This is a genomic window from Pectobacterium brasiliense, assembly GCF_016950255.1.
Taxonomy (GTDB): domain Bacteria; phylum Pseudomonadota; class Gammaproteobacteria; order Enterobacterales; family Enterobacteriaceae; genus Pectobacterium; species Pectobacterium brasiliense.
Window position 1 is genome coordinate 737136 of the sequence record NZ_JACGFN010000002.1, and the last position, 20984, is coordinate 758119.

At 53.1% G+C, this 20984-nt stretch carries 15 protein-coding genes; 7 read left to right on the forward strand and 8 right to left on the reverse strand.

The features are described from left to right. Position 1: 1 nt before the first annotated feature. The 3 genes from cysI to H4F65_RS17920 form a co-directional block, all read right to left on the reverse strand. Entirely contained in the window at positions 2 to 1735 is a 1734-nt protein-coding gene (cysI, locus tag H4F65_RS17910; protein ID WP_010681600.1) for an assimilatory sulfite reductase (NADPH) hemoprotein subunit, read from the reverse strand. Then, a complete protein-coding gene (gene cysJ, locus H4F65_RS17915) occupies positions 1735 to 3564 on the reverse strand; it encodes an NADPH-dependent assimilatory sulfite reductase flavoprotein subunit (RefSeq protein WP_010681601.1) in 1830 nt (609 codons plus the stop codon). The genes cysI and cysJ overlap by 1 nt, the downstream gene beginning before the upstream one ends. Before the next feature lie 289 nt (positions 3565 to 3853). Continuing rightward, the gene (locus H4F65_RS17920) at positions 3854 to 5578 is read right to left on the reverse strand and encodes a PilZ domain-containing protein (RefSeq protein WP_010681602.1); all 1725 of its coding nucleotides are present in this window, start codon (positions 5576 to 5578) and stop codon (positions 3854 to 3856) included. Positions 5579 to 6121: 543 nt separating this feature from the next. Here H4F65_RS17920 and H4F65_RS17925 point away from each other — a divergent pair. Continuing rightward, complete coding sequence (locus H4F65_RS17925) at positions 6122 to 6862, forward strand: EAL domain-containing protein (RefSeq protein WP_010681603.1); 741 nt, start codon at positions 6122 to 6124, stop codon at positions 6860 to 6862. A 208-nt stretch (positions 6863 to 7070) separates the two neighbouring features. Next, positions 7071 to 8750 carry a hypothetical protein gene (locus H4F65_RS17930; protein WP_010681604.1) on the forward strand — a complete coding sequence of 560 codons (1680 nt, stop codon included), beginning with the start codon at positions 7071 to 7073 and terminating at the stop codon, positions 8748 to 8750. A gap of 82 nt (positions 8751 to 8832) precedes the next feature. Here H4F65_RS17930 and H4F65_RS17935 read toward each other — a convergent pair whose 3' ends face one another. Further along, positions 8833 to 10125 carry an ABC transporter substrate-binding protein gene (locus H4F65_RS17935; protein WP_010681605.1) on the reverse strand — a complete coding sequence of 431 codons (1293 nt, stop codon included), beginning with the start codon at positions 10123 to 10125 and terminating at the stop codon, positions 8833 to 8835. A gap of 573 nt (positions 10126 to 10698) precedes the next feature. Here H4F65_RS17935 and H4F65_RS17940 point away from each other — a divergent pair. Further along, complete coding sequence (locus H4F65_RS17940; protein WP_010681606.1) at positions 10699 to 12033, forward strand: glycoside hydrolase family 28 protein; 1335 nt, start codon at positions 10699 to 10701, stop codon at positions 12031 to 12033. Positions 12034 to 12127: 94 nt separating this feature from the next. Next, on the forward strand, positions 12128 to 12490 hold the full coding sequence (gene queD / locus H4F65_RS17945; protein WP_010681607.1) for a 6-carboxytetrahydropterin synthase QueD: 363 nt from the start codon (positions 12128 to 12130) through the stop codon (positions 12488 to 12490). An 84-nt stretch (positions 12491 to 12574) separates the two neighbouring features. On the opposite strand, the gene queE is transcribed toward queD, so the two are convergent. Beyond that, positions 12575 to 13246, reverse strand: a complete 672-nt coding sequence (queE, locus tag H4F65_RS17950; RefSeq protein WP_010681608.1) for a 7-carboxy-7-deazaguanine synthase QueE — start codon at positions 13244 to 13246, stop codon at positions 12575 to 12577. Positions 13247 to 13448: 202 nt separating this feature from the next. Between queE and H4F65_RS17955 the strand changes: the two genes are divergently transcribed. Continuing rightward, positions 13449 to 14432, forward strand: coding sequence for an MBL fold metallo-hydrolase (locus H4F65_RS17955; protein ID WP_010681609.1), 984 nt, complete (start codon positions 13449 to 13451; stop codon positions 14430 to 14432). An 8-nt stretch (positions 14433 to 14440) separates the two neighbouring features. Then, positions 14441 to 15187, forward strand: a complete 747-nt coding sequence (locus tag H4F65_RS17960) for an SDR family oxidoreductase (RefSeq protein WP_010681610.1) — start codon at positions 14441 to 14443, stop codon at positions 15185 to 15187. Between the two features lie 233 nt (positions 15188 to 15420). On the opposite strand, the gene bglB is transcribed toward H4F65_RS17960, so the two are convergent. From bglB to H4F65_RS17975, 3 genes are all read right to left on the reverse strand, one after another. Beyond that, the gene (gene bglB, locus H4F65_RS17965) at positions 15421 to 16560 is read right to left on the reverse strand and encodes a beta-galactosidase BglB (RefSeq protein ID WP_010681611.1); all 1140 of its coding nucleotides are present in this window, start codon (positions 16558 to 16560) and stop codon (positions 15421 to 15423) included. Between the two features lie 43 nt (positions 16561 to 16603). After that, positions 16604 to 18163: an MFS transporter gene (locus tag H4F65_RS17970; RefSeq protein ID WP_010681612.1), complete on the reverse strand. Its 1560-nt coding sequence runs from the start codon at positions 18161 to 18163 to the stop codon at positions 16604 to 16606. A gap of 301 nt (positions 18164 to 18464) precedes the next feature. Beyond that, on the reverse strand, positions 18465 to 19355 hold the full coding sequence (locus H4F65_RS17975) for a LysR family transcriptional regulator (protein WP_010681613.1): 891 nt from the start codon (positions 19353 to 19355) through the stop codon (positions 18465 to 18467). A 169-nt stretch (positions 19356 to 19524) separates the two neighbouring features. On the opposite strand from H4F65_RS17975, the gene H4F65_RS17980 reads away from it, so the two are divergent. Next, positions 19525 to 20943: a coniferyl aldehyde dehydrogenase gene (locus tag H4F65_RS17980; RefSeq protein ID WP_010681614.1), complete on the forward strand. Its 1419-nt coding sequence runs from the start codon at positions 19525 to 19527 to the stop codon at positions 20941 to 20943. Positions 20944 to 20984: the final 41 nt, after the last annotated feature.

Below are 20984 nucleotides of genomic sequence, written 5' to 3' on the forward strand. Positions count from 1 at the left end.
GTCAGTCATAAAAATCGCGGGCAGGATCCAGCACCGCTTTAATGATGTTGGTGCGAATCACGAAATCCCCGAAGCCTTCATTCTGCTGGCGATCTTGCGCCCACAGCCCGATAAATCGATCCATTTCTGCAAGGATCTCGGTTTCATTAATGTTCTCGCGATACATACGCGGAATGCGTGTTCCCTCGCGATTCCCGCCCAGATGCAGGTTATAACGCCCCACCGCTTTGCCCACCAGACCGATTTCCGCCAGCATTGCGCGACCGCAGCCGTTCGGGCAGCCCGTCACGCGCAGAACGATGTGTTCATCGCCCACGCCGTGCTGCTGCATGATGCCTTCCACTTTCGTGACGAACTCCGGCAGGAAGCGTTCGGCTTCCGCCATCGCCAGCGGACAGGTCGGGAACGACACACAGGCCATCGAATTCTTGCGCTGCTCGCTGACGTCGTCATCAATCAGGCCGTGCTCACGCGCCAGCGCATCAATCTTCGCTTTGCTACGTGCAGGAACGCCTGCGATGATCAAATTCTGGTTCGCCGTTAAGCGGAAATCCCCTTTGTGGATCTTGGCAATTTCCGCCAGACCGGTTTTCAACGGACGACCCGGATAATCCAGAACACGACCGTTTTCGATAAACAGCGTCAGATGCCATTTATTGTCGATGCCTTTTACCCAGCCGATGCGATCGCCACGTCCGGTGAATTCATAAGGACGCACGGCTTCAAATTTCACACCGGCACGCGCTTCCACTTCCTGCTTGAAGTTGTCTACGCCCACACGCTCCAGCGTGTACTTGGTTTTCGCGTTTTTACGGTTAGTACGATTACCCCAATCGCGCTGCGTGGTCACCACCGCTTCCGCGATGGTCAGCGTATGCTCAATGGAAATGTAACCCAGCTCACTGGCGGTACGCGGGTAAGTTTCTTTGTCGCCGTGCGCGATAGAGAGCCCACCGCCCACCAGCACGTTGAAGCCCACCAGACGGCCGTTATCGGCAATCGCAACGAAGTTGAGATCGTTCGCATGCAGATCGATATCATTCTGCGGCGGGATCACCACCGTGGTTTTGAACTTACGCGGCAGATACGTTGAACCTAAAATCGGCTCCTCATCCGTCGTGGCGACTTTCTCCTGATCCATCCAGATCTCAGCATAGGCGCGCGTACGCGGCAGCAGATGCTCAGAAATCTTTTTCGCCCACTCATAGGCCTGCTGATGCAGTTCGGATTCTATCGGGTTAGACGTACACAGCACGTTACGGTTCATGTCATTCGCCGTCGCCAGCGCGTCCAGCCCGATGCTATTCAGCATCTGGTGTACCGGTTTCACATTCGATTTGAGAATACCGTGATACTGGAACGTCTGGCGGTTCGTGATACGAATGCTGCCGTAGATCGTATTTTCAGTCGCAAATTTGTCGATCCGCAGCCACTGCTCTGGCGTCATCACGCCACCGGGAAGACGGCAGCGCAGCAGCATCGCATGGCGCGGCTCCAGCTTCTGCTCGGCACGTTCGGCGCGAATATCGCGGTCATCCTGCTGATACATACCGTGGAAACGGATCAGCAGAAAGTTATCGCCCCTGAAACCACCGGTCAGACCATCGTTCAGGTCTTCAGCAATCGTGCCGCGCAGAAAGTTACTTTCTGTCTTCATGCGCTCAGCATCAGCGAGTTTCCCTTCTACCACCAAGGGGCCGGGGTGTTTTTCACTGAAAACGTATTTTTCACTCATTAGTACACATCTCGCTGATAACGGCGCTCAAGGCGCAGATCGCTTAAAAACTCATCGGCCTGTTCACTGTCCATGCCGCCATGCTCAACTATCACGTCCAGCAGTGCCCGCTCGACGTCTTTCGCCATACGGTTGGCATCACCACACACGTACAGGTGCGCGCCATCCTGAATCCAGCGCCAGACTTCCGCGCCTTTTTCCCGCAGTTTGTCCTGCACGTAAACTTTATTCGCCTGATCGCGCGACCAGGCCAGGTCGATGTTGGTTAACAGGCCATCTTTAACGTAGCGCTGCCATTCAACCTGATACAGAAAATCTTCCGTAAAGTGTGGGTTGCCGAAGAACAACCAGTTTTTCCCTTCAGCCCCATCGGCATCGCGCTGCTGCATAAAGGCGCGGAACGGCGCAATTCCGGTGCCCGGCCCAATCATGATGACTGGCGCGTCGGAATTCGCAGGCAGACGGAAGTTATCGTTATGTTCGATGAAGACGCGGATTTCATCGTCTTCACTCAGTCTGTCGGCCAGATAGCTGGAAGCGCCACCGGCGCGCTCGCGGCCTTCGTATTCGTAGCGCACCACGCCAACGGTGATGTGCACTTCGCTTTCGACTTCCGCCTGCGAGGAGGCAATAGAGTAAAGACGCGGCGTCAGCGGACGCAGCAGACCCAGCAGTTGCTCCGCCGTCAGTTCCGTCGGCGCTTGTCGTACCATATCCACCAGCGGTGTGCGCTGTGCGAACTGCTGAAGCGCAGGCTTATCGGCCAACAGCGACAGCAGCGTTTCATTACGCGACAGTGCCGCGTATTTCTCGACAATCGGTGCCGTGTTCTGCGTCAGTTCAAAATGGCTTTTCAGCGCCTGCGATAGTGGCAGCGTCTTGCCGTCAACGCTGACGGACTCATCGCCTTTCAGCCACAGCAGTTCCAGCAATTCCTGCACCAGCGCGGGGTCGTTATCGAACCACACGCCCAGCGCATCTCCCGGCTGGTAACGCAAACCAGAATCGCCCAGATCGATCTCGATATGGCGAACATCTTTTTCGGAGTTACGCCCGGTCACTTTCTGATTGACGGCAAACGTGGCATGCAGCGGTGAGGATTTGCTGTATGGGCTGCTGGTAATTTCATCCAGTGCGCCCTGAGCGGCAATCTGCGCGACGGCTTCGCCCTGAACCGGCACCCGCGCCTGCAAAATATCAACCAGCTGACGTCGCCATTGTTCGGCAAGCCCCTGATAATCTACATCGGCATCCACGCGATCCAGCAGACGTTCAGCGCCAAGTTCAGCCAGACGGCTATCGAAATCTTTACCCGCCTTGCTGAAGAATTCATAAGAGGTATCACCCAGACCAAACACGGCAAACGCGGTGTCTTTCATCTCCGGGGCTTTTTTGGACAGCAGGAACTTGTGCAGCGCGACGGCTTCTTCCGGCGGCTCCCCTTCCCCCTGAGTCGAGGCGACGATCAGCAGCAGTTTTTCCTGCCCGATTTGCTTGAATTTGTAATCACCCGCATTGACCAGATTGACGGACAGCTTGGCTGCCAGCAGATCGTCACGCAGCTGTTCCGCTACCCGACGTGCATTGCCCGTTTGTGAGGCGGAAATCAGCGTAATCGTTTGTACTGGTACCGTGACTGCGGATGCTGTCGTTGCCGTGGCGGCGATTGCCCCCGGCTGCGCGTTCCCAGGCTGCTGTACCAGCCCCCAGAAATAGCCGGATAGCCAGGCCAGCTGCGTCGATGAGAAATCACCGGTTGCCGCCTGTAAACGCGTTAATTGCTCCACACTCAGCGGAAGCAATGAAGTGGGGGAAACCGGAGTAGTCATTGTGATTTCTGTTTCCTTGTGCCTGTGCTGTTAGCCAACGACGCTAATACAAAAACATGCAATAAAAAGATGGATGGAGGATAAGGGTAACGATCTGCATCTTAACAATTAAAGAAATGATGGAAATATTAAATAACCAAAATGACTAAATGGTTTTTCTGATAGTCCTTATTGCTTAAAGTGTTATGCCTGATGGCACGTACGCTTCAAGCCTGTCACGAGGGAAATACAGGTAGGATGTCATGAGGAAGAAGGGCTGCCATGCAGCCCTCTATGAAGACGGTACTCACTAAATTTTCAGGACCTTCATGCCGAAATCGTCAGGATGAACGATGTTTTCGAGCTTACCGACCTGCTGCAAGTCGCCATTAGAAACGACGCTGCTGATATTGGTATCAGGAAAACGAAGGTTCTTGGTGAGATGCACCACGATAGGCTTACCCTTTTTATCAATATCCATCACCCACCCGAGGAAACCTCCCGAATATTTCGCCAGACTGCCGATGGGGTAGAGGCCGTAAATCTGCACATATTTGACCAGCACAGCTTTATCATAGGCCGCGTTAGCCTCATAGATTTTGCGATAGGCGGCCAATGGCGTGCGAGGGGAAATACCATTACGCGCATGCCTGAGCTTATTAATCGCCTTAATCACAGAGACCAGCCGGACTAACGGCGACAATGGTTCGGCACGCTTGCCTTGCGGATACCCGCTGCCGTCCACACGCTCGTTGGCATTCTCAATCACATCGCGGCAGGTGGGGCTTATCGACCAGCCTAGCTCACGTAACTTCGCGCCCAGCACCGCCACATGACCGCTAAGGATCGCTTTCTGCGCCGGATTCATATTGACCTTGAGCGACGGAAGGCGGGCGTTGACCAACAGCGGTTTGCCCATCGTGTGGAGTAACGCGCCTAACACCGCCTCACGCAAATAGGGATCGTGTGGATCGGCAATTAACAACATGTCGGCCAATTTCCCCGCGACCTGCACCGCATGCCTGACCCAGTCCGCCTCATCACGCAGGAACGACAGCGCATACAGAAAAGCCTTTCGATCTTTTTTGACCATATACAGCAAGGTATCAACACAGTCATAAAAGATCTCAACGGGCAGCTGATTGCGCGTTTTGATATACATCAGCCCAATCTGAAGCCGATGGGCAATCTCCATAACGCCGCGTTCCATCGGGGTCTGGCGGGTACGTTTCTCTCGCTCCTGACTTTCTCGCAGCAACAGATTTTTCTCCTTAGTACCCGGAATGAACAACGGAGACGAATACACCATGCTGCCAGTCATACCGGTTCGGTATGCAGCCTCTCTTTCCGACTCATTCGTGTAATGAAGCAGGGCTTCGGACTGGGATGAAGACAAATGGATAAATTGGATGCCGACGGCCGCATAGCCATTATTACCAAAGGGGCGTATATGGCGAATTTTCCCCTCGGCATAAAAGCTTTCTCCATTAGGGAATTCAAGCGTAATGCCGGGGATATCTTGACCCACTTCAATCGCAATACTCTCAACCAGATCGATTTCGACCAGACATCCACCGGTCGATAAATTACGCAGGGTTCCGGGTACGTTAAGCGTGTGTAGATAAACCTCAATGCGAACACGAGCCTGCATACCAAGAATAAAGGGAATACGAATCGCCCCCCTGTTTTCAGTGACAAAAACAGATTCTGGCAAACGACATTCCAGACGATAAAACATACTGTCCGTCTTGAATAATTGGGTCGGAATATTACAAAGACTGTAGGTTTCTCGTTCGATGTTATCCGTGCCTTTGAGCGCCTCCAGATCAAAATTCAAACCCCCATCGGCAAGATATCTGTCAATATCCGAGCCTGAGTATTCCACATCCAACACGATACGGTTTTTATCCGGATTCAATTCCGCAACGTCTGCTTTCAATGCATATAGCATATCCTTCGCATAGATAGACATCACATAGGTATGTTGCAGTAATGCGCTAATCACTTTAGCGGGAGGAGGAGAAAAGTGTTCCACGATAAGATCTACCTATTAACGCGACGGTGATATACCCCAAAATCCAAAAAGGATTTCCCTTTTAATAGAAACGAATTTTTACACGAACGTAAAATTTTTACACAAAATTAAAAACGGTAAAAAACACCTATTCTTACTGAGTGAAACCTCTCCCAGATTTAATTTATGCGATTTTCTTCACCCTAATACCATGACGACATGACGATCTTCATGATGTTGATCATCCTAACAAGGATGTTATGAAGTCACAACGATCGCCCCTACACGTTAAATTGATTAAAATTAAAACAAAAATAAATCAAAAACCAATTAAACAAAAAATAATGAAACTAAAAACCAATTAAATAATAACAAACAGGATAAACACCCAAAGATAATATAGATTTAAACGATCATTAATTTTTAATTGATAGTCAAAAACTATTAAACGTAGATAATTGATCATTTAAAACAATTTCCAAATATTCCAAACTATTGTGTAGAATCCAGCCGAGTAAGGCTCTGGAATTCCTATTTCTATGGAGAGGGTGAGTAATCAGTAAAATGAATACAACAACATTGAATATCGATGGAAAAATTCTTAGGCTGACAGCAGAGTTTCAGCCTATTATCCATCTCCCTCAAAATAAAATATTCCGCTATGAAGCCCTCGCCAGGTTTTATAACTCAGAAGGCGTTTTAACATCGACTCAGCAGACCATAGATAAAATTGAGGAGTGTAAAGCCATCGATAAAGTGACAGACTTTATGTTTGATGTGGTCTGTCAGGTAATAAAAAATAAAAGTAGCATGACAATATCATTCAACCTGTCGCATTTACTTTTCAATAATTCCGCCTATCTGGAAAAGTTATACCAAAAATGCCTCATGCATGAGGTTAGCCCACAGAATATAGAAATAGAGATCAGTGAAAAAACAACCCGGCAGCAGTTAATAGACGGGATACCCTTTTTAAATCAGGCCAAGAAATATGGCTTTATGATTTCATTAGATGACTTCGGCGCAGGAAATTTACAAATAGACAGCCTGAGCTTGTTTGACTTCGATACCATAAAAATCGATCGCTCTATTATCGATGGCATCGGGAAAGAAGAGACAAAATCACAAAAACTAAAAGTCTTATTGAACAAACTCATTCCTCTTGGCGTAAACATTATCTGTGAAGGCGTTGAGAAGGCGACCGATTTGAACCGGTTAAATAAATATCACCCCATTGGGATTCAAGGATATATCTTCTATCGCCCACTCACATTCAGCCAATTAAGGCTGCTGGAAGGCTTTTAGCTGGCATTCCTCGATTTTGCTGCCCTGCCAGTTAACGCATCATAACCAATCCGCGATACCCACTCCCACAATAAATGCCACGTCAACAACATGTTAGACGATCGCGATTAGCGAACAGGCTCACATTTCTGACGTTCGCCACAGGAATTTATCCTTTGCGATAACACATCAATGCGATACTCACGCCAGTGGCAACGGGAGAAAAATGATGTGGCAACGACGCGCGCTGGAACTTAATACGCAGGATATTTGGCACTGGCAACAGGTCATCTCGGTCGTCGATTACGCCCGTGAACAGGGTTTCAATACGCTGGTGCTGGGGGCGGCGGATTTACTGGATAAGCTGGTGACGCCAGAAGCCTACAATAACGCGCGTTTTGACGATCGCATCAGCAGCCAGCAGCGTTCCCGCTGTGTTTACCTGAATCAGGTCGCGGCGCACTGCCGTGAACAGGGACTAGCGTTATATCTGCAATGCAAAGAGCTGTCCTTTCCCACAGATTTACTGCTCCATCACCCGGAATTACTGGACGACAAACATAGCCTCCGCATGGATACCGATTTTTGGTGCGACTACCTTGCCGCCAAAGTCGAACTGCTGATGCAGCAGATCCCGAGGCTGAGCGGCCTGCTGCTGGCGATCTCCAACAGCGATAGCCTGCTGCGCTTTTCTGCCCCTTCCGGCGATGCGATCAACGGTGTCGCTCCCGTTACCACGCTCTGGCCGACCAACGCCGACAGCGAGCAGATCTATCATCGCCTATTTTCCGCCGTTGCCCGCGTGATGCACTACCACCAGCGTCATCTGGTATTACGTGCGTTTCCCGCCAGCCATCAGGATATCGGTAATGTCCTGAACGCCATTCGCACGCTGCCCGAATCGGTCTCCGTCGCCATTAAAGTCACTCCAGAACGCTTCTGGCCGGAGTTTCCCAATAACCCCGCGCTGCTGGACATCAGCGGGCGTGAAGTCTGGGTTGAGCTGGATCTGGCTGGCGAAGAAGTCGGCTGGGGCAATCTCCCCTTCCTGCGCTACACCGAGGTGCAGGGGCGGCTGCTGTGGTGCCGGGAGAAAAATCCCGCGATTGTCAGCGCACTATGCCGCATCAGTTGGGAAGGGGTGGATAATCACAGCGTGATCGGCACGCTCAGCGAATTTACGTTATTTGCCTGTTCGCGACTCCTGACTAACCAGACCGCAGCGGCAAATGAAAGCACGCTGTTCGCACAGTGGCTCATGACGCGCTACCAATGGCAGCCGGACGATACTGTGCTGCATGCGATGCTCGCCTTGTTGGAGCAGGCTCATCAAGCCATTTCTCTGTCGCTGTATGCGCGTCACCACGTTTTCCATCGCCACAGTCTGCTACCGACCAGCTTTGGTCAGGCGATCTGGAGCCTGTACGGTCAGCTCAATCGCAACCACTGGCTACCGGGTTCCGGTCAGGATATTACGTTCGATCCGCAGCATGCAGAGCTGGCTTCACAGAATCTCTATCACATTGCGAAAGAGAAAGACGCCGCCTGGCAGCTGGCGGAACAGTGCCAGCAGGCCGCACTGCAATTCTCCCGCGAACACGCGATGCCGGACGCGCTCAGACAGCGCTGGCAGCAGGAATGGCGCGGGCTGACGCTGTATTGCCGCGCCTTTGTTCACGCGCAGAAAGCCTTCTTTACGCTGCACTACTGCAAACAGGTGGAGAACAACTGGACGCTGCGGGAAATCGCCAAAACCAATATTCAGACGCTGTACGGGATTGGGCATGAAATGGAGGATTTCTGCCTGCAACACCGGGATTACCCGGTGAGCCTGCATGTGATGTTTGATGCCGGGCGTCCACGCGCGTTAGCCGATAGCCTGCAACAGCAGTTGGCTGAACTCACGTAACGCACCGGCAATCCCTACATTAATCAATAACGAACGTAATCAGTAACAAACATAATCAATGACGATCTGAGTCAGTCGCTTGCTAGCGAATCACCCGTTTCAGAATGCGATCGCCTGAATTGCTGAAGTTTTTCGCCGATTCTTCCACGCTCTTCTTGCCATAGTCGAGCTGTTCGATGGTTTGCAGGATCAGGCTGGCCAGCTGTGGATCTTCAAGATACGAGGACACTGGCGTTTGCATCGGTTTTTCTAGCGCCATCGAGAGCCCGGCAACCGACAGATCGTTGGTATCCAGCTTCTGCTTTTCTTCCAGCGCTTGTCTGGCGATACGGCTGAGCGGAATACCGCGCTCGGTGCCCATCAGCAGCGCGCCTTCAGGATCGTTCATCAGATAATTCAACAACAGCGCCGCCTCTTTCGGGTGCTTGGTATTTTTACTGATGGCAAACAGCATTGACGGTTTGAAGAACTGCCCGGAGTTATCCGATCCCGGCGTCATGATGTACGGGCCTAGTTCGAGCTTACTGGGTGCCGCCAGCGGATCGGCGTATTTCTTCACAACCGAAATCCACAGATGGGCCCCACCGTATTCCCCGTTAATCCAGGGGCGAGTTTCATACATTCCGACTTTGCCGAACGCGTTGTAATACTTCGAAGACGGCATCACATGCTCGTCGATCAAACGCTTATAGAAGCGAAACGCCTCGATCCACTGCGCCTCGCTGTAGTTAAAGCGTTTGTTCTTTTCATCGATCATGCCGATCTGGTACTTCTGCGTCATGTAATAGTTGATCAGCTCCAGCATGCCTTCACCGCTGTCCTGCGCAGGTGAAGCAATAGGGAAATAATTATCGCCCAGTTTCTCTTTAAACACCTTGCCCGCATGGAACAGTTCATCCCAGGTGGTGGGATATGGCAGTTCGGCCTTCTTCCAGGTTTCCGTGTTGTAGTACATCACCAGCGCATTTAGCGAAGTGGAAATCGCGTTCACTTTGCCATCAATCGTCGCGGGTTTCAGCGCATCTTCGGGGAAATCCTGTAATTTCAGCGTATCGGTCAGCTTATTCAGGTCATAAAAGCCGGTGCCAGTCTTGGAAAAAATCGGCAGCCAGTTCCAGTTAACCTGTAGCACATCCGGTTCTTCACCGCTGGCAATCTGCGTCGTCAGACGGGATAAGTGCCCATCCCAACCGGTATATTCTGGTTTCACGCTAATGTGCGGATACTTTTTCTGAAACGCTTCCAGCGCGGTTAAGGTCGCCTGATGGCGGCTGTTTCCTCCCCACCAGGAGAGGCGTAATTCTACGGGTTCAGCAGCCTGCGCGAACGAACAGAGCGCAGAGAAGGCGATGACAATCAGTCCAGGTAATCTCATTTTTCCCCCAACGACATTATTATTGTGTTTGTGCGTGTGTCTGGCGTACTGGTGTGGCGTATGGATGAGAAAGCAGGTCGGGTACATAGCCGTGAATCAAACCATTTCTCGACCCTGACAAGATAGGCAGAACCCTTTTTATCGCGCTAGTCAGCACGGCGGGAAAACGTGTGATTTGCGGGGCTGACGGAAGAAATGCGGATGACTGACCGCGTTAGCGAGCGTTTCAACCACACGGCGTGAGCCCTATGTGACGCGGCAGGGAGGTGCCTCACATCATTAACTGACGCACCACACCAAAAAGAGATTTAATTCACAAATAAGAAACACAAAAACAACAAAACCGCTCCATGCACGCGGCAAAAGAGAAAAAGCGGCGTAAAAGTGTGATGAAACACACATGGCATAACGCGCCACCACGCCCTCTTCGTTATGCCTTTCACATTTTCTTGCGCCGCGCGCCGTGCGCTGTGAAGCCCGCTCCAACCTCCGCAGATTTCATCACGGCAGCCACAGCCAAAGGCCAGCAAACGTGCTGCAATCGGAGCAGGCTCGATCAGATAGGATAACGCGATGAAGCACTCTATTCAGTCATACTCCCCCGCTGCCGACGGTATCACGCCGGATACTGCCATCTTTCAGCAGGCTATCGATCGGATTGCGGCACAGGGTGGCGGCACGCTGACGGTGGAACCGGGGCGCTATCTATTAGGGGGATTACTGCTGCCTTCCAATTTTTGTCTGCAATTGGAGGCGGGGGCTGTGCTCATCGTCAGCGGTGACTATGAACAGTTTGCGCAGGCTACCACGATCAGCATGGCCGAGCTGTCGCACCGCGCGTTTCTTTATGCCTACCAACAGCGCAATATCACGATCTGCGGTCAGGGTAAGATCATGGGAAATGCCGACGCCTATTTCTCTGCAGAGCCCGACGCTCAAGGCTATCGCCTGCCTGCACAGCATCGCCCGCGCATTGTGGTCTTTGAGGATTGCGAACACGTCCGCCTGTGTGATTTTACGATTGAACACGCCCCGATGTGGACCGTCCATCTGGTCAGCTGTCGCCACGTCATCGTCGAACGGTTGACGATTGATAACGATCTGAGCATGGCAAATACCGATGCGCTGGATCTCGACAGCTGTCAGCAGGTGCAAATCAGCAACTGCTCGCTGAGCGCCGCCGACGATGCGCTGTGCATCAAAACCACCCATAAGCCGCCACATCTACAACGTAAGGTGCAGCAGATCGTCATCAGCAATTGTCTGTTACGATCCAAGAGCTGCGCCCTGAAGATCGGCACCGAAACCTTTGCCGATATCGAAGACATTTCCGTCAGCAACTGCGCCATTTACGATACCAACCGTGCGATTGGCCTGATCTCACGCGATGGCGGCGCGTTCCGACGCCTACAGTTCAGCAACATCACGTTCCAGTGTGTCGCCGCGCATCCGTGCCACTGGGGAAAAGCCGATCCGATCTTTATCTCCGTGCGCTATCGCGATCCCACCATTGAGCCGGGCAGGATCGAAGCGGTACAGTTTTCCCAGATCGCCGGAGTCAGTGAGGGAGCGATTAACCTGCATAGCACGCCCGCAGGCTACATTCGGGATATCCATTTTCATGCCGTGCATCTCGAACAGCGGCAGAGCGACTCGCCGGAACAGGGCATGTACGATGTGCGTCCGCCCTGCAATCCAGAACGCCCGACGGGTATGGGGCTGGACAATGCGTATCGGGTCGATCCGGCGACAGGTCGCGCCTTCGGTGTCGACTATTACCCAGGCGGTATGCCCGCGATCTTTGCCCGTGGCGTGCTGAACCTGACCACCAGCCACATGACGATCCGCCGTCCCGATCCGCTGCCCTCCGGCTGGCATCACGCCGCGATCGTGCAGCAGGAAGAATAAGTGATCCAAGCGACACTTTCGGGTAGTATGCGACGGTTTTTTGCATACTATGTTCTGAGAGCTACTTTTTCAGAACGACACCGGGAACATCGCTATGGTCACTACGCTATTTAAAGATTTTCAGTTTGAAGCCGCACATCATCTTCCTCACGTACCAGACGGCCACAAATGCGGACGGCTGCATGGGCACTCTTTCATGGTGAGACTGGAAATTACCGGTGAAGTGGATCCGTATACCGGCTGGGTGATGGATTTCTCCGAGCTGAAAGCCGCGTTCAAACCTACATGGGAACGATTGGATCATCACTATCTGAATGAGATCCCCGGTCTGGAAAACCCGACCAGCGAAGTGCTGGCGCACTGGATCTGGCACCAGTTGAAACCGACATTACCGCTGCTCAGCGCCGTGATGGTGAAAGAAACCTGCACCGCTGGCTGCGTCTATAGAGGTGAGTAACAATGAAGTAGTGGTGCTGTAGTCTGGCGTGAGCATCCCTCCCTCACGCCGCTACGATTGGTCGCTATTATCAGTAAATGAATATCAGGCGATATTCAGGTACTTATGTGTCTGCATAGACAGCCGCCAGTTGCGGGCGATGCAGGTCGCGATACACAGTTTGGTCGCATCGTCTTTCTGGCTGATCGGCTGTAGCGCCACAATCCGCGGCTTATCATCATCAAGCCGCGCCAGTAATGCATCCAACGCCTCAATGTCACGCTCACGCGCCACCGGATGTTTTATTTCATCCGCCCGTTGCAGCGCCTGATCGAGCACTTTCATACCGCCGCGCATATTCACTTTCGGCGATACCGTCACCCAGGTTTTTGGCGAACAGCGCACGTCATGGGTGCCGCTGGTTTCGATCTGGCAACTAAAGCCCTGCTTTTCCAGCTGTAGCGTCAGCGGTGCCAAATCGTGGATGCAGGGTTCACCGCCGGTGATCACAATGTGGCGCGCCGTGTAGCCTTGCTGCACCATCAGCGCCAGAATATCGTCCGCGCTCGCCGCCCCCCAGGCATCACTTTCTTCCGTTTTTACCAGCACCTGATCCAATGAGGTTTCCCGCTCTGCCAGTTTGTCCCAGGTGTGTTTGGTATCGCACCAGCTACAGCCGACCGGGCAGCCTTGCAGGCGCACAAACACCGCCGGCACACCGGTAAAATAGCCTTCGCCCTGTAACGTCTGGAACATTTCATTAATCGGGTACTGCATGGTTTTCACTGTCTCTCTCGCTTAAAAATGCAGTATACCCTAAATCATTCGCGTTGCAGGACGTCAGCAATGCGCTAACAAATCTGGCTGGAACACACGACATCGGGGACAGTTGAGTAATTTGGCCCGTGCGTCATAATCAATCTGTTGTTACGACTTCACCTGCTTTCATATGTTTCATTATTAACAAGGAAAAGAATAAATGAAGTTATTGAAACCTCTAGCCCTATTACTCGTCTCGTGTGCCTTTGTGCCTGCATTTACTCAGGCACAGGATATCGCGCAGATTAAAACGCAGCCGGGTTATTACCGCATGATGCTGGGCCAGTTCGAAATTACCGCGCTGTCTGACGGCACCAATACCATGCCGATGGATAAGCTGTTACAGCGCACGCCACCGGAAAAAATCACCGAACTGCTGGCAGAAAAAGCGCTGACGCCGCAGGTGGAAACCTCTATCAACGCCTATTTGGTCAATACCGGCAAACACCTGATTCTAATCGACACCGGTAACGGCAAGCAGAGCAATCCTACGGTCGGAAAAGTGCTGCCGAACCTGATTGCGGCGGGCTACAAACCTGAACAGGTCGATACCGTATTGATGACCCACCTGCACGGCGACCATTTTGGCGGTCTGGTGCAGGACAATAAACTCAGCTACCCGAATGCCACCGTGTATGTCAGCCAGCCAGAAACCGACTTCTGGCTCAGCCCGGATAATCTGAAGAACGCGCCAGAGAACAGAAAATCCGCGTTCCAACGCGTGCAAAGTACCTTTGATGTCATTCGCAAAGAGAACAAGCTGAAAACGTTCCCGGCTCAACAGACAACACTGCTGCCCGGTGTCACCGCGATCCCAAGCCCAGGACATACGCCGGGGCACACGTCTTTTCTGATCGAGAGCGAAGGCAAAAAGCTGCTGGCATGGGGAGACATCATTCATGCGGAAGCGGTGCAAATGAGCTTACCGGCCACCACCATCAGCTTTGACTCAAATATGGATCAGGCAACGGAATCTCGTAATAAAGCGCTGGCCGACGCCGCCAGTCAGGGTTACTGGGTTGCTGGCGCTCACCTGCCCTTCCCCGGCATCGGCCACGTGGGTACGCGTCTGGAACGCAACGGCACCACCAACGGCTACCGCTGGCTTCCGGCGAATTACAGCGTGGCGGGGTTAAAGAACTAGGTATCAGAATGGCGTTCATTACGTTAATTACTGGCGGTTCGCGCGGCATTGGCCGCGCAACCGCGTGCTATCTGGCAGGAAAAGGCCACAAGATTTGTATCGGGTATCGCACCCGGCAGGACAGTGCGAATAGCATTCTCGACGAGATTCGCGCAAGTGGCGGGACGGCCATCGCTGTTCAGGTCGATATCGCCGATGAAGAGCAGGTTATCGAGCTTTTTAAGCGGACGGATAAAGAACTTGGCTGCCTCACCGGTCTGGTGAATAACGCCGCGATGCTGAAACCTCAAGCCACTATTGAACAGCTTGATGCTGTGCGGCTTAACGATATTTTTGCCACCAACACGGTGGGCAGCTTTCTCTGTGCCCGGGAAGCGGTCAAGCGTATGGCGTTCCGTCATGGCGGAAAAGGCGGGGCTATCGTCAACGTGTCATCCGCCGCTGCACGGCTGGGTTCACCGCATGAATATATTGATTATGCGGCGTCAAAAGGCGCGCTTGATACGCTGACGATTGGCTTATCGTTGGAAGTCGCCGATCAGGGCATTCGAGTGAACGCCGTGCGTCCCGGTTTTATCTATACCGATATGCACGCTGACGGCGGCGAACCGGCAAGAGTGGATCGCATCAAGCACTCGCTCCCCATGAAACGGGGCGGTCACCCGATGGAAGTCGCACAGGCAATAGGCTGGCTGTTATCGGACGAGGCGTCCTATGTCACAGGGAATTTTATCGATTTAGCTGGCGGGAAATAGACGCAACCTATGCAGGTTCCCACCGCTTAGCCTGTCTATTAATCACATTGGTATGCAGATTAAGAGGGGCTTTCGTGCGCCATACTACGGTAATTCATGTTGCGCTATGTACAAACGCCCTGCGTCGGGCGCGTATACGGTATCGCATATGAATAGCGACGGTGTGGCGCACGAAACTGCCCCTTAGCCAGCATAACCGATATGACTAAGAGGCAACGCTCGCGTTAACCCAATTACAGATACACCCGCAGATATTCCGCCAGACATAGGATCGCCATCGCCTGACCGTACGGCATAGAGGTCAGGGCGATGTTGCGGTAGAAATCCAGATCGTTGCCCATCGCCGTGCCGAATGATACCTGCGTCAGTTCACCGTCCTTATTGACGTGATTAATCACGCCGCGAATCGCTTTCTCCGCCACCTCAGCGTAGCTCGGGTCGACGTAGCGCTTGCGCACCGCTTTCAAAATACCGTAGGCAAAACCGGCGGTTGCAGAGCTTTCAAGGTACGAATTCGGATCGTCGATCAGCGTGTGCCACAGGCCGCTGTCATCCTGATATTTCGCCAAGGCTTCAATCTGGCTTTCCAGAACCTGCAACAGGAAGCGGCGTGTCGCGTTATGCTCCGGCAGATCCAGCAGTTCGATAAATTCAGGAATAACGATCGTCAGCCAGCTGTTACCACGCGCCCAGCGCGCTTTCGCGTAATTGTGCTGCCCCTCGAACGTCCAGCCGTGGAACCACAGGCCGCTTTCGCGATCCATCAGATATTGCACGTGCAACAGGAACTGATACGTGGCTTCTTCTACAAACTCCGGCCGGTTTAACAGCTTGCCGATTTTCGCCAGCGGCAGCACGCTCATCATCAGCGTGTCGTCCCACAGCTGCTGATGGTTTTCGTTGTTATAAACAATGTGCTGCAAGCCCTGCTTATCCGTGCGCGGCATTTCGTACATCACCCACTCGGCCCAGCGTTCCAGATACGGCAACCAACGCGCATCGCCCGTTTCTTCATAGCGATAAGCCAGCGTCAGGAACGGGCACACGGTGTTCACGTTCTTCGTCGGCGTACCTTCCGCCAGACGCTCGGTAAACCAGTCGTCGATGATTGCGCGCATCTGCTCGTCGCCCGTCTGCTGGTAATACTGGTAAATCCCGTACAGCCCGATGCCGTGCGTCCATTCCCAACCCGCCCAGCCTTTGGTATCAATTACCCGACCATCGTCCAGCCGTAACAAAAACTCACCGGTTTTATCCTCAATATTCACCAGATTGTCGGTGATACGGCAAATCAGCGCCTTCAGATCCTCGCGGGAGATGAAGCGTTCTGGCTGACGTAAAAGCGGGCTATGTTTTACACTGAATACGGTCATAGTCATTCATCCAATTGAGTTATCAGTTAACAGTTCAATACAGTTACGACTGCGTGGCATGCGTGACCGGCTTGTCACCTTTATGGCGATTCAGATAGCCGATGTTGTTATTGCCCCACAGCGATTCATACGGCATACCAGCCAGCATTTCGACCGTTGCCCGCGCCTGCGGCGTAATGTTCTCCGGCACCGGACGCCCGGCTTCACGCATTTTCAGCGTCTCTTCCCGCAGCACGCTGTGCGTTTGCAGGTTGAGTTTAAAGCGCAGAGAAACCAGGAAGCCCAGCGCCAGCACGCCGACGGTGCCGAAGCTCAAAATCATCAGAATCGTGTGGCTAACGCCAGGCGCCTGTACGCTCTGGCCGGACACAAAGCCGGAGAGCTGTAACACCACGCCTACCAGCATCACCGCACCGGCCTGAGAGGCTTTGCGAGTCAGCGTCATAATCCCGGCGAAGATCCCCTCGCGACGCTGTGCGGTAATCACTTCATCCACGTCGGCGATGTAAGTGTAGGTATTCCACGGCACGTAGTTGATTCCGCCACGCCCGATACCCGCCAGCGCAGAAATCAACAGCAGCAGAGAGAAGGTGTCATGCAGGCCGCTGTACCACAGGACGGCGTAGGAAAGCGCACTCACGCCAAACAGGCACACGACCAAGCGGTAAGACGGGGCTGGCCCAAAGCGGATACACAGCGGAATCATGCCAATCACCGCAATGAATTGCAGAATCGCCATCGTTCCCATCAGGCTTGACGCCATGGTCGGGCTTTGCATCAGTACAAAGACCACGTAGTAAGTGAACACGGCGTTAAACACGTCCTGCGCGATATACCCACCCAGATACATCCCAAGATGCTGACGGAAAATACGAATACGCAGCGTGGAAACCAGTTCGACGTTCAGCCGTTTCAGGCTTTGGCCTAACGTCAGAGACTGGCGCTCTTTCTCCGCCCGCAGCGACGCTTCCGACATCTGATCGCGCGGCCGTTCCCAGGTAAAGAAATAGACCAGCGTCAGCACCAGCGCACAGATAACGGAGAACACCAGACTCGAATAGAAGAAGGAAATGGCGTTGTCTTTACCAAAGTAGCCCAGCAGGATGCCGGGCAGGAACGCGGCCAAAATCGCGGACAGCTGCGCCAGCGCGATGCGTGCGCCGGAGAACTTGGTCTTCTGTTTGAAATCGTCGGTCATTTCCGGCACCAGAGTTTCATACGGCACCAGCACCATCGTATAGACGATATCGAACAGCAGGTACGTCAGTAGATAGTACCAATAGCTCATATCCCCGACCCACATGAAGCTGTAGCTGAACACAAAGGGAATACCGAGCAGAATAAAGAACTTGCGGCGGCCAAAGCGTTTGCCCAGCCAGGTTGAACCGAAGTTATCGGTCAGGAAGCCCATTAGCGGGCTGACGACGGCATCAAGCACTCGCGCCATCGCAAAAATAAACGTTGCCTCAATCGGCGTTAAGCCACAGAACGTGGTGTAAAAATAGAGTAACCAAGCGGCCGTCAGCGCCGTTGTACCAGCGCCAAGAAAGTCCCCTGAACCGTAGGCTAAATAGTTAGCCAAACCGATCTTACGCGTTTTCATCGCCATCCTTCCCCGAACATTTTTAATTATGAAGGTGTCACGCTGATACGGTAGCGCCCGGCGATCGTGAAAACCTTTGCGCTTTTGCCACCACGCGCCCCACGCTGGCAGCACAGGGAAGATTGGTGCGATCCGCGTCAAAGATTTTATAAAAAGCCATTTTAACTGAAAGAAACCCGCGGTTCGTTTATGGCGATCACAGGATAGAAGATAGGAAGTCGGCAGGAAGCAAGGCAGCGCCACCAACGGACGTTGCCTCGTGAGGTCTTGAAAAATGGCGTTTTTCTAGCAGAGACTGGCGCTATTGCGCGTGCTGTAATCGCCATAGGAAGGTTTGCCGCGCGTGGGCTAAACGCGGCTGGCGCAGTGCCCCCGGCACCCAGGCCAGATAGTAATCCAGTTGCGTTGTACCGACAGGAGGAGGAATAATGGCAAGCTCCCCCGTATCCAGCAGATCCTGACATAAATACACCGGCATCACCGTCCAGCCAAATCCACTGGTCAGCACGCGACGCAGCGCACGCAGATCCTGACTCACCACGGCGGGCACCAGTCCCTTGTCTTCCATGCGGTTCTTCTTCAACCAGTGATCGATCAGAGGAAACTCAAGGTCATACGCCAGCATCGGTTCCTGCGCCAGCGCCTGCGGCAGATCGCCCGTCTGCAATAACCGTTCGACAATCGCGGGAGCCGCCACCGCCTGTAGTGTCGCACTCTTTAACAGATCGCTTTTCAGCCGCTTATCCGTCACCGGATGCGCCGTTATGCCCAAATCACAGTGCCCTTCCAGCAGCATCTGTTTAATCAAATCGCCGTCGCCGGTATGCATATGCACCCGCACACCCGCCTCAAGCAGCGGCAATAGCTGTTCCGACACCACTTCGGCCATGAAATCTGCATGACCAATGATATGCAGCGTCCCCGCGACGTCCATTGACCTCGCACGGGCGGAAGCCAGCGCCGCCTCGGCCTCATCAAGCTTATCCCCCAGATCCGCCGCTAAGTCGTCTGCCGCCGACGTTGGCGTTACGCCATTTGCCTGACGCTCAAAAAGCCGCCGCCCCACCGCCACCTCCAGCCCGGCAATGTGCTGCGATACCGCTGGCTGGGTCAGATTAAGCGCGCGTGACGCTCCGCTAATCGAGCGCTGCCGATAGACTTCCACAAACGTGCGTAGACGAATAAGTGACATACGGTACCTATAGAAATCAAGCCATAAAATTATTTATACCCCTAGAATAATAATCTTGTTGGCGGGTGGATCAACCCCTGCCGTATCCTTTATCCCATCTTGAGTGACCCGGAAACCCCGGCTAACTTTCTGTTTTCTCTGGTACTCGACGACAAAAAGGGGACAAAACATGTCGACACAACAATCCAAAAAGGATTTACAAGCCATCCTGAATACGATGAAGCGTGCCCACATTGCATCTGGTCCAGCCGATGCCGCGCTGCGTCAAGATCGCCTACAGCGCAGCATCAATCTGCTCCGTGAAAACCATGCCACGATCGCGCAGGCCATGAGTGATGATTTCGGCCATCGCAGCCTGTATCACTCCTTTGCCGCCGACATCGGCATCACGTTGAAAATACTTCAGAACGCCATCGACAACGTTGAACGCTGGATGCAGCCAGAACCTGTTGATGAACCCGCTCCCGGCATGCAGGCGTGGATCCAGCATCAGCCTCTGGGCGTGATCGGGGTGATCAGCCCGTGGAATTTCCCGGTAAATCTGTCATTCGGCCCGCTGGCTGATATTTTTGCCGCCGGTAATACCGCGATTCTGAAACCGTCAGAACTCACGCCACGCACATCTGAACTGCTGGCGGAATTGATTGCCCACTATTTTGATCCGCTGGAATTGGCCGTGGTGCTGGGTGATGCGGAAATCGGTCAGGCATTCAGCGAACTGCCGTTCGATCATCTGGTCTTCACCGGCAGCACCGCGGTGGGTAAGCATGTGATGCGCGCAGCAGCAGAGAATCTGGTGCCGGTTACGCTGGAGCTGGGTGGCAAATCACCAGTTGTCATCGATCGTAGCGCAGATATTACCGAAGCCGTTGAACGCACGCTGACGGTGAAAACCTTCAACGCTGGGCAAATCTGCCTGTCACCGGACTACGTTCTGCTGCCCGAAGGTCAGGAGCAGGCTTTCCGCGATGCCGCGAAAGCCTTTATGCAGAAAAGTTTCCCGACGTTACAGGCGAACCCGGATTACACGTCTATCATTGCTGACAGGCATTACGATCGCCTGATTCGTATTCTGAAAGAAGCTGAACAGCAGGGCGCGACCGTCGTCAGCCTGGCACCAGAAGGTGAAGCGCCCTACGATGCGAAAAGCCGCAAGATTGCACCGCATCTGGTGTTCGGCGTACATGACGATATGACGATCATGCAGGAAGAAATTTTCGGCCCGCTGCTGCCGATTAAAACCTATCAGGCCGCAGAGGAACCGATTAACTACATCAATGCGCACCCACGCCCGCTGGCGGCGTATCTGTTCAGCAACGATGACGCTATGCAACAGCGTTTCGCAGCCAGAACGACATCAGGCGCGCTGGTTATCAACGATGTGATGACGCACGTGTCTATCGACACACTTCCGTTCGGCGGCGTTGGCGCATCCGGCATCGGCGCATATCACGGCGTTCACGGATTCCGCCGTTTCAGCCATGCCAAACCGATTGTCATACAGAGTGAAGATGGCGCGTCTAACCTGACACTGCGTGCGCCTTACCATGAGAAACAAGACGCGATTGTCGCCGTACTCAAAGGGTAAATGGCAGCTATTCACCCGATCATCCTGCAACCATAGAGAGA

What these genes read in the sequence shown, in the direction of transcription:
- H4F65_RS17970 (WP_010681612.1), bottom strand. Translation starts at nt 18,163, where the DNA reads ATGAAAACGCGTAAGATCGGTTTGGCTAACTATTTAGCCTACGGTTCA.
- queE (WP_010681608.1), bottom strand. Translation starts at nt 13,246, where the DNA reads ATGCAGTACCCGATTAATGAAATGTTCCAGACGTTACAGGGCGAAGGC.
- bglB (WP_010681611.1), bottom strand. Translation starts at nt 16,560, where the DNA reads ATGACCGTATTCAGTGTAAAACATAGCCCGCTTTTACGTCAGCCAGAA.
- H4F65_RS17925 (WP_010681603.1), top strand. Translation starts at nt 6,122, where the DNA reads ATGAATACAACAACATTGAATATCGATGGAAAAATTCTTAGGCTGACA.
- H4F65_RS17935 (WP_010681605.1), bottom strand. Translation starts at nt 10,125, where the DNA reads ATGAGATTACCTGGACTGATTGTCATCGCCTTCTCTGCGCTCTGTTCG.
- H4F65_RS17980 (WP_010681614.1), top strand. Translation starts at nt 19,525, where the DNA reads ATGTCGACACAACAATCCAAAAAGGATTTACAAGCCATCCTGAATACG.
- H4F65_RS17960 (WP_010681610.1), top strand. Translation starts at nt 14,441, where the DNA reads ATGGCGTTCATTACGTTAATTACTGGCGGTTCGCGCGGCATTGGCCGC.
- H4F65_RS17955 (WP_010681609.1), top strand. Translation starts at nt 13,449, where the DNA reads ATGAAGTTATTGAAACCTCTAGCCCTATTACTCGTCTCGTGTGCCTTT.
- H4F65_RS17940 (WP_010681606.1), top strand. Translation starts at nt 10,699, where the DNA reads ATGAAGCACTCTATTCAGTCATACTCCCCCGCTGCCGACGGTATCACG.
- queD (WP_010681607.1), top strand. Translation starts at nt 12,128, where the DNA reads ATGGTCACTACGCTATTTAAAGATTTTCAGTTTGAAGCCGCACATCAT.
- H4F65_RS17930 (WP_010681604.1), top strand. Translation starts at nt 7,071, where the DNA reads ATGTGGCAACGACGCGCGCTGGAACTTAATACGCAGGATATTTGGCAC.
- cysJ (WP_010681601.1), bottom strand. Translation starts at nt 3,564, where the DNA reads ATGACTACTCCGGTTTCCCCCACTTCATTGCTTCCGCTGAGTGTGGAG.
- H4F65_RS17975 (WP_010681613.1), bottom strand. Translation starts at nt 19,355, where the DNA reads ATGTCACTTATTCGTCTACGCACGTTTGTGGAAGTCTATCGGCAGCGC.
- cysI (WP_010681600.1), bottom strand. Translation starts at nt 1,735, where the DNA reads ATGAGTGAAAAATACGTTTTCAGTGAAAAACACCCCGGCCCCTTGGTG.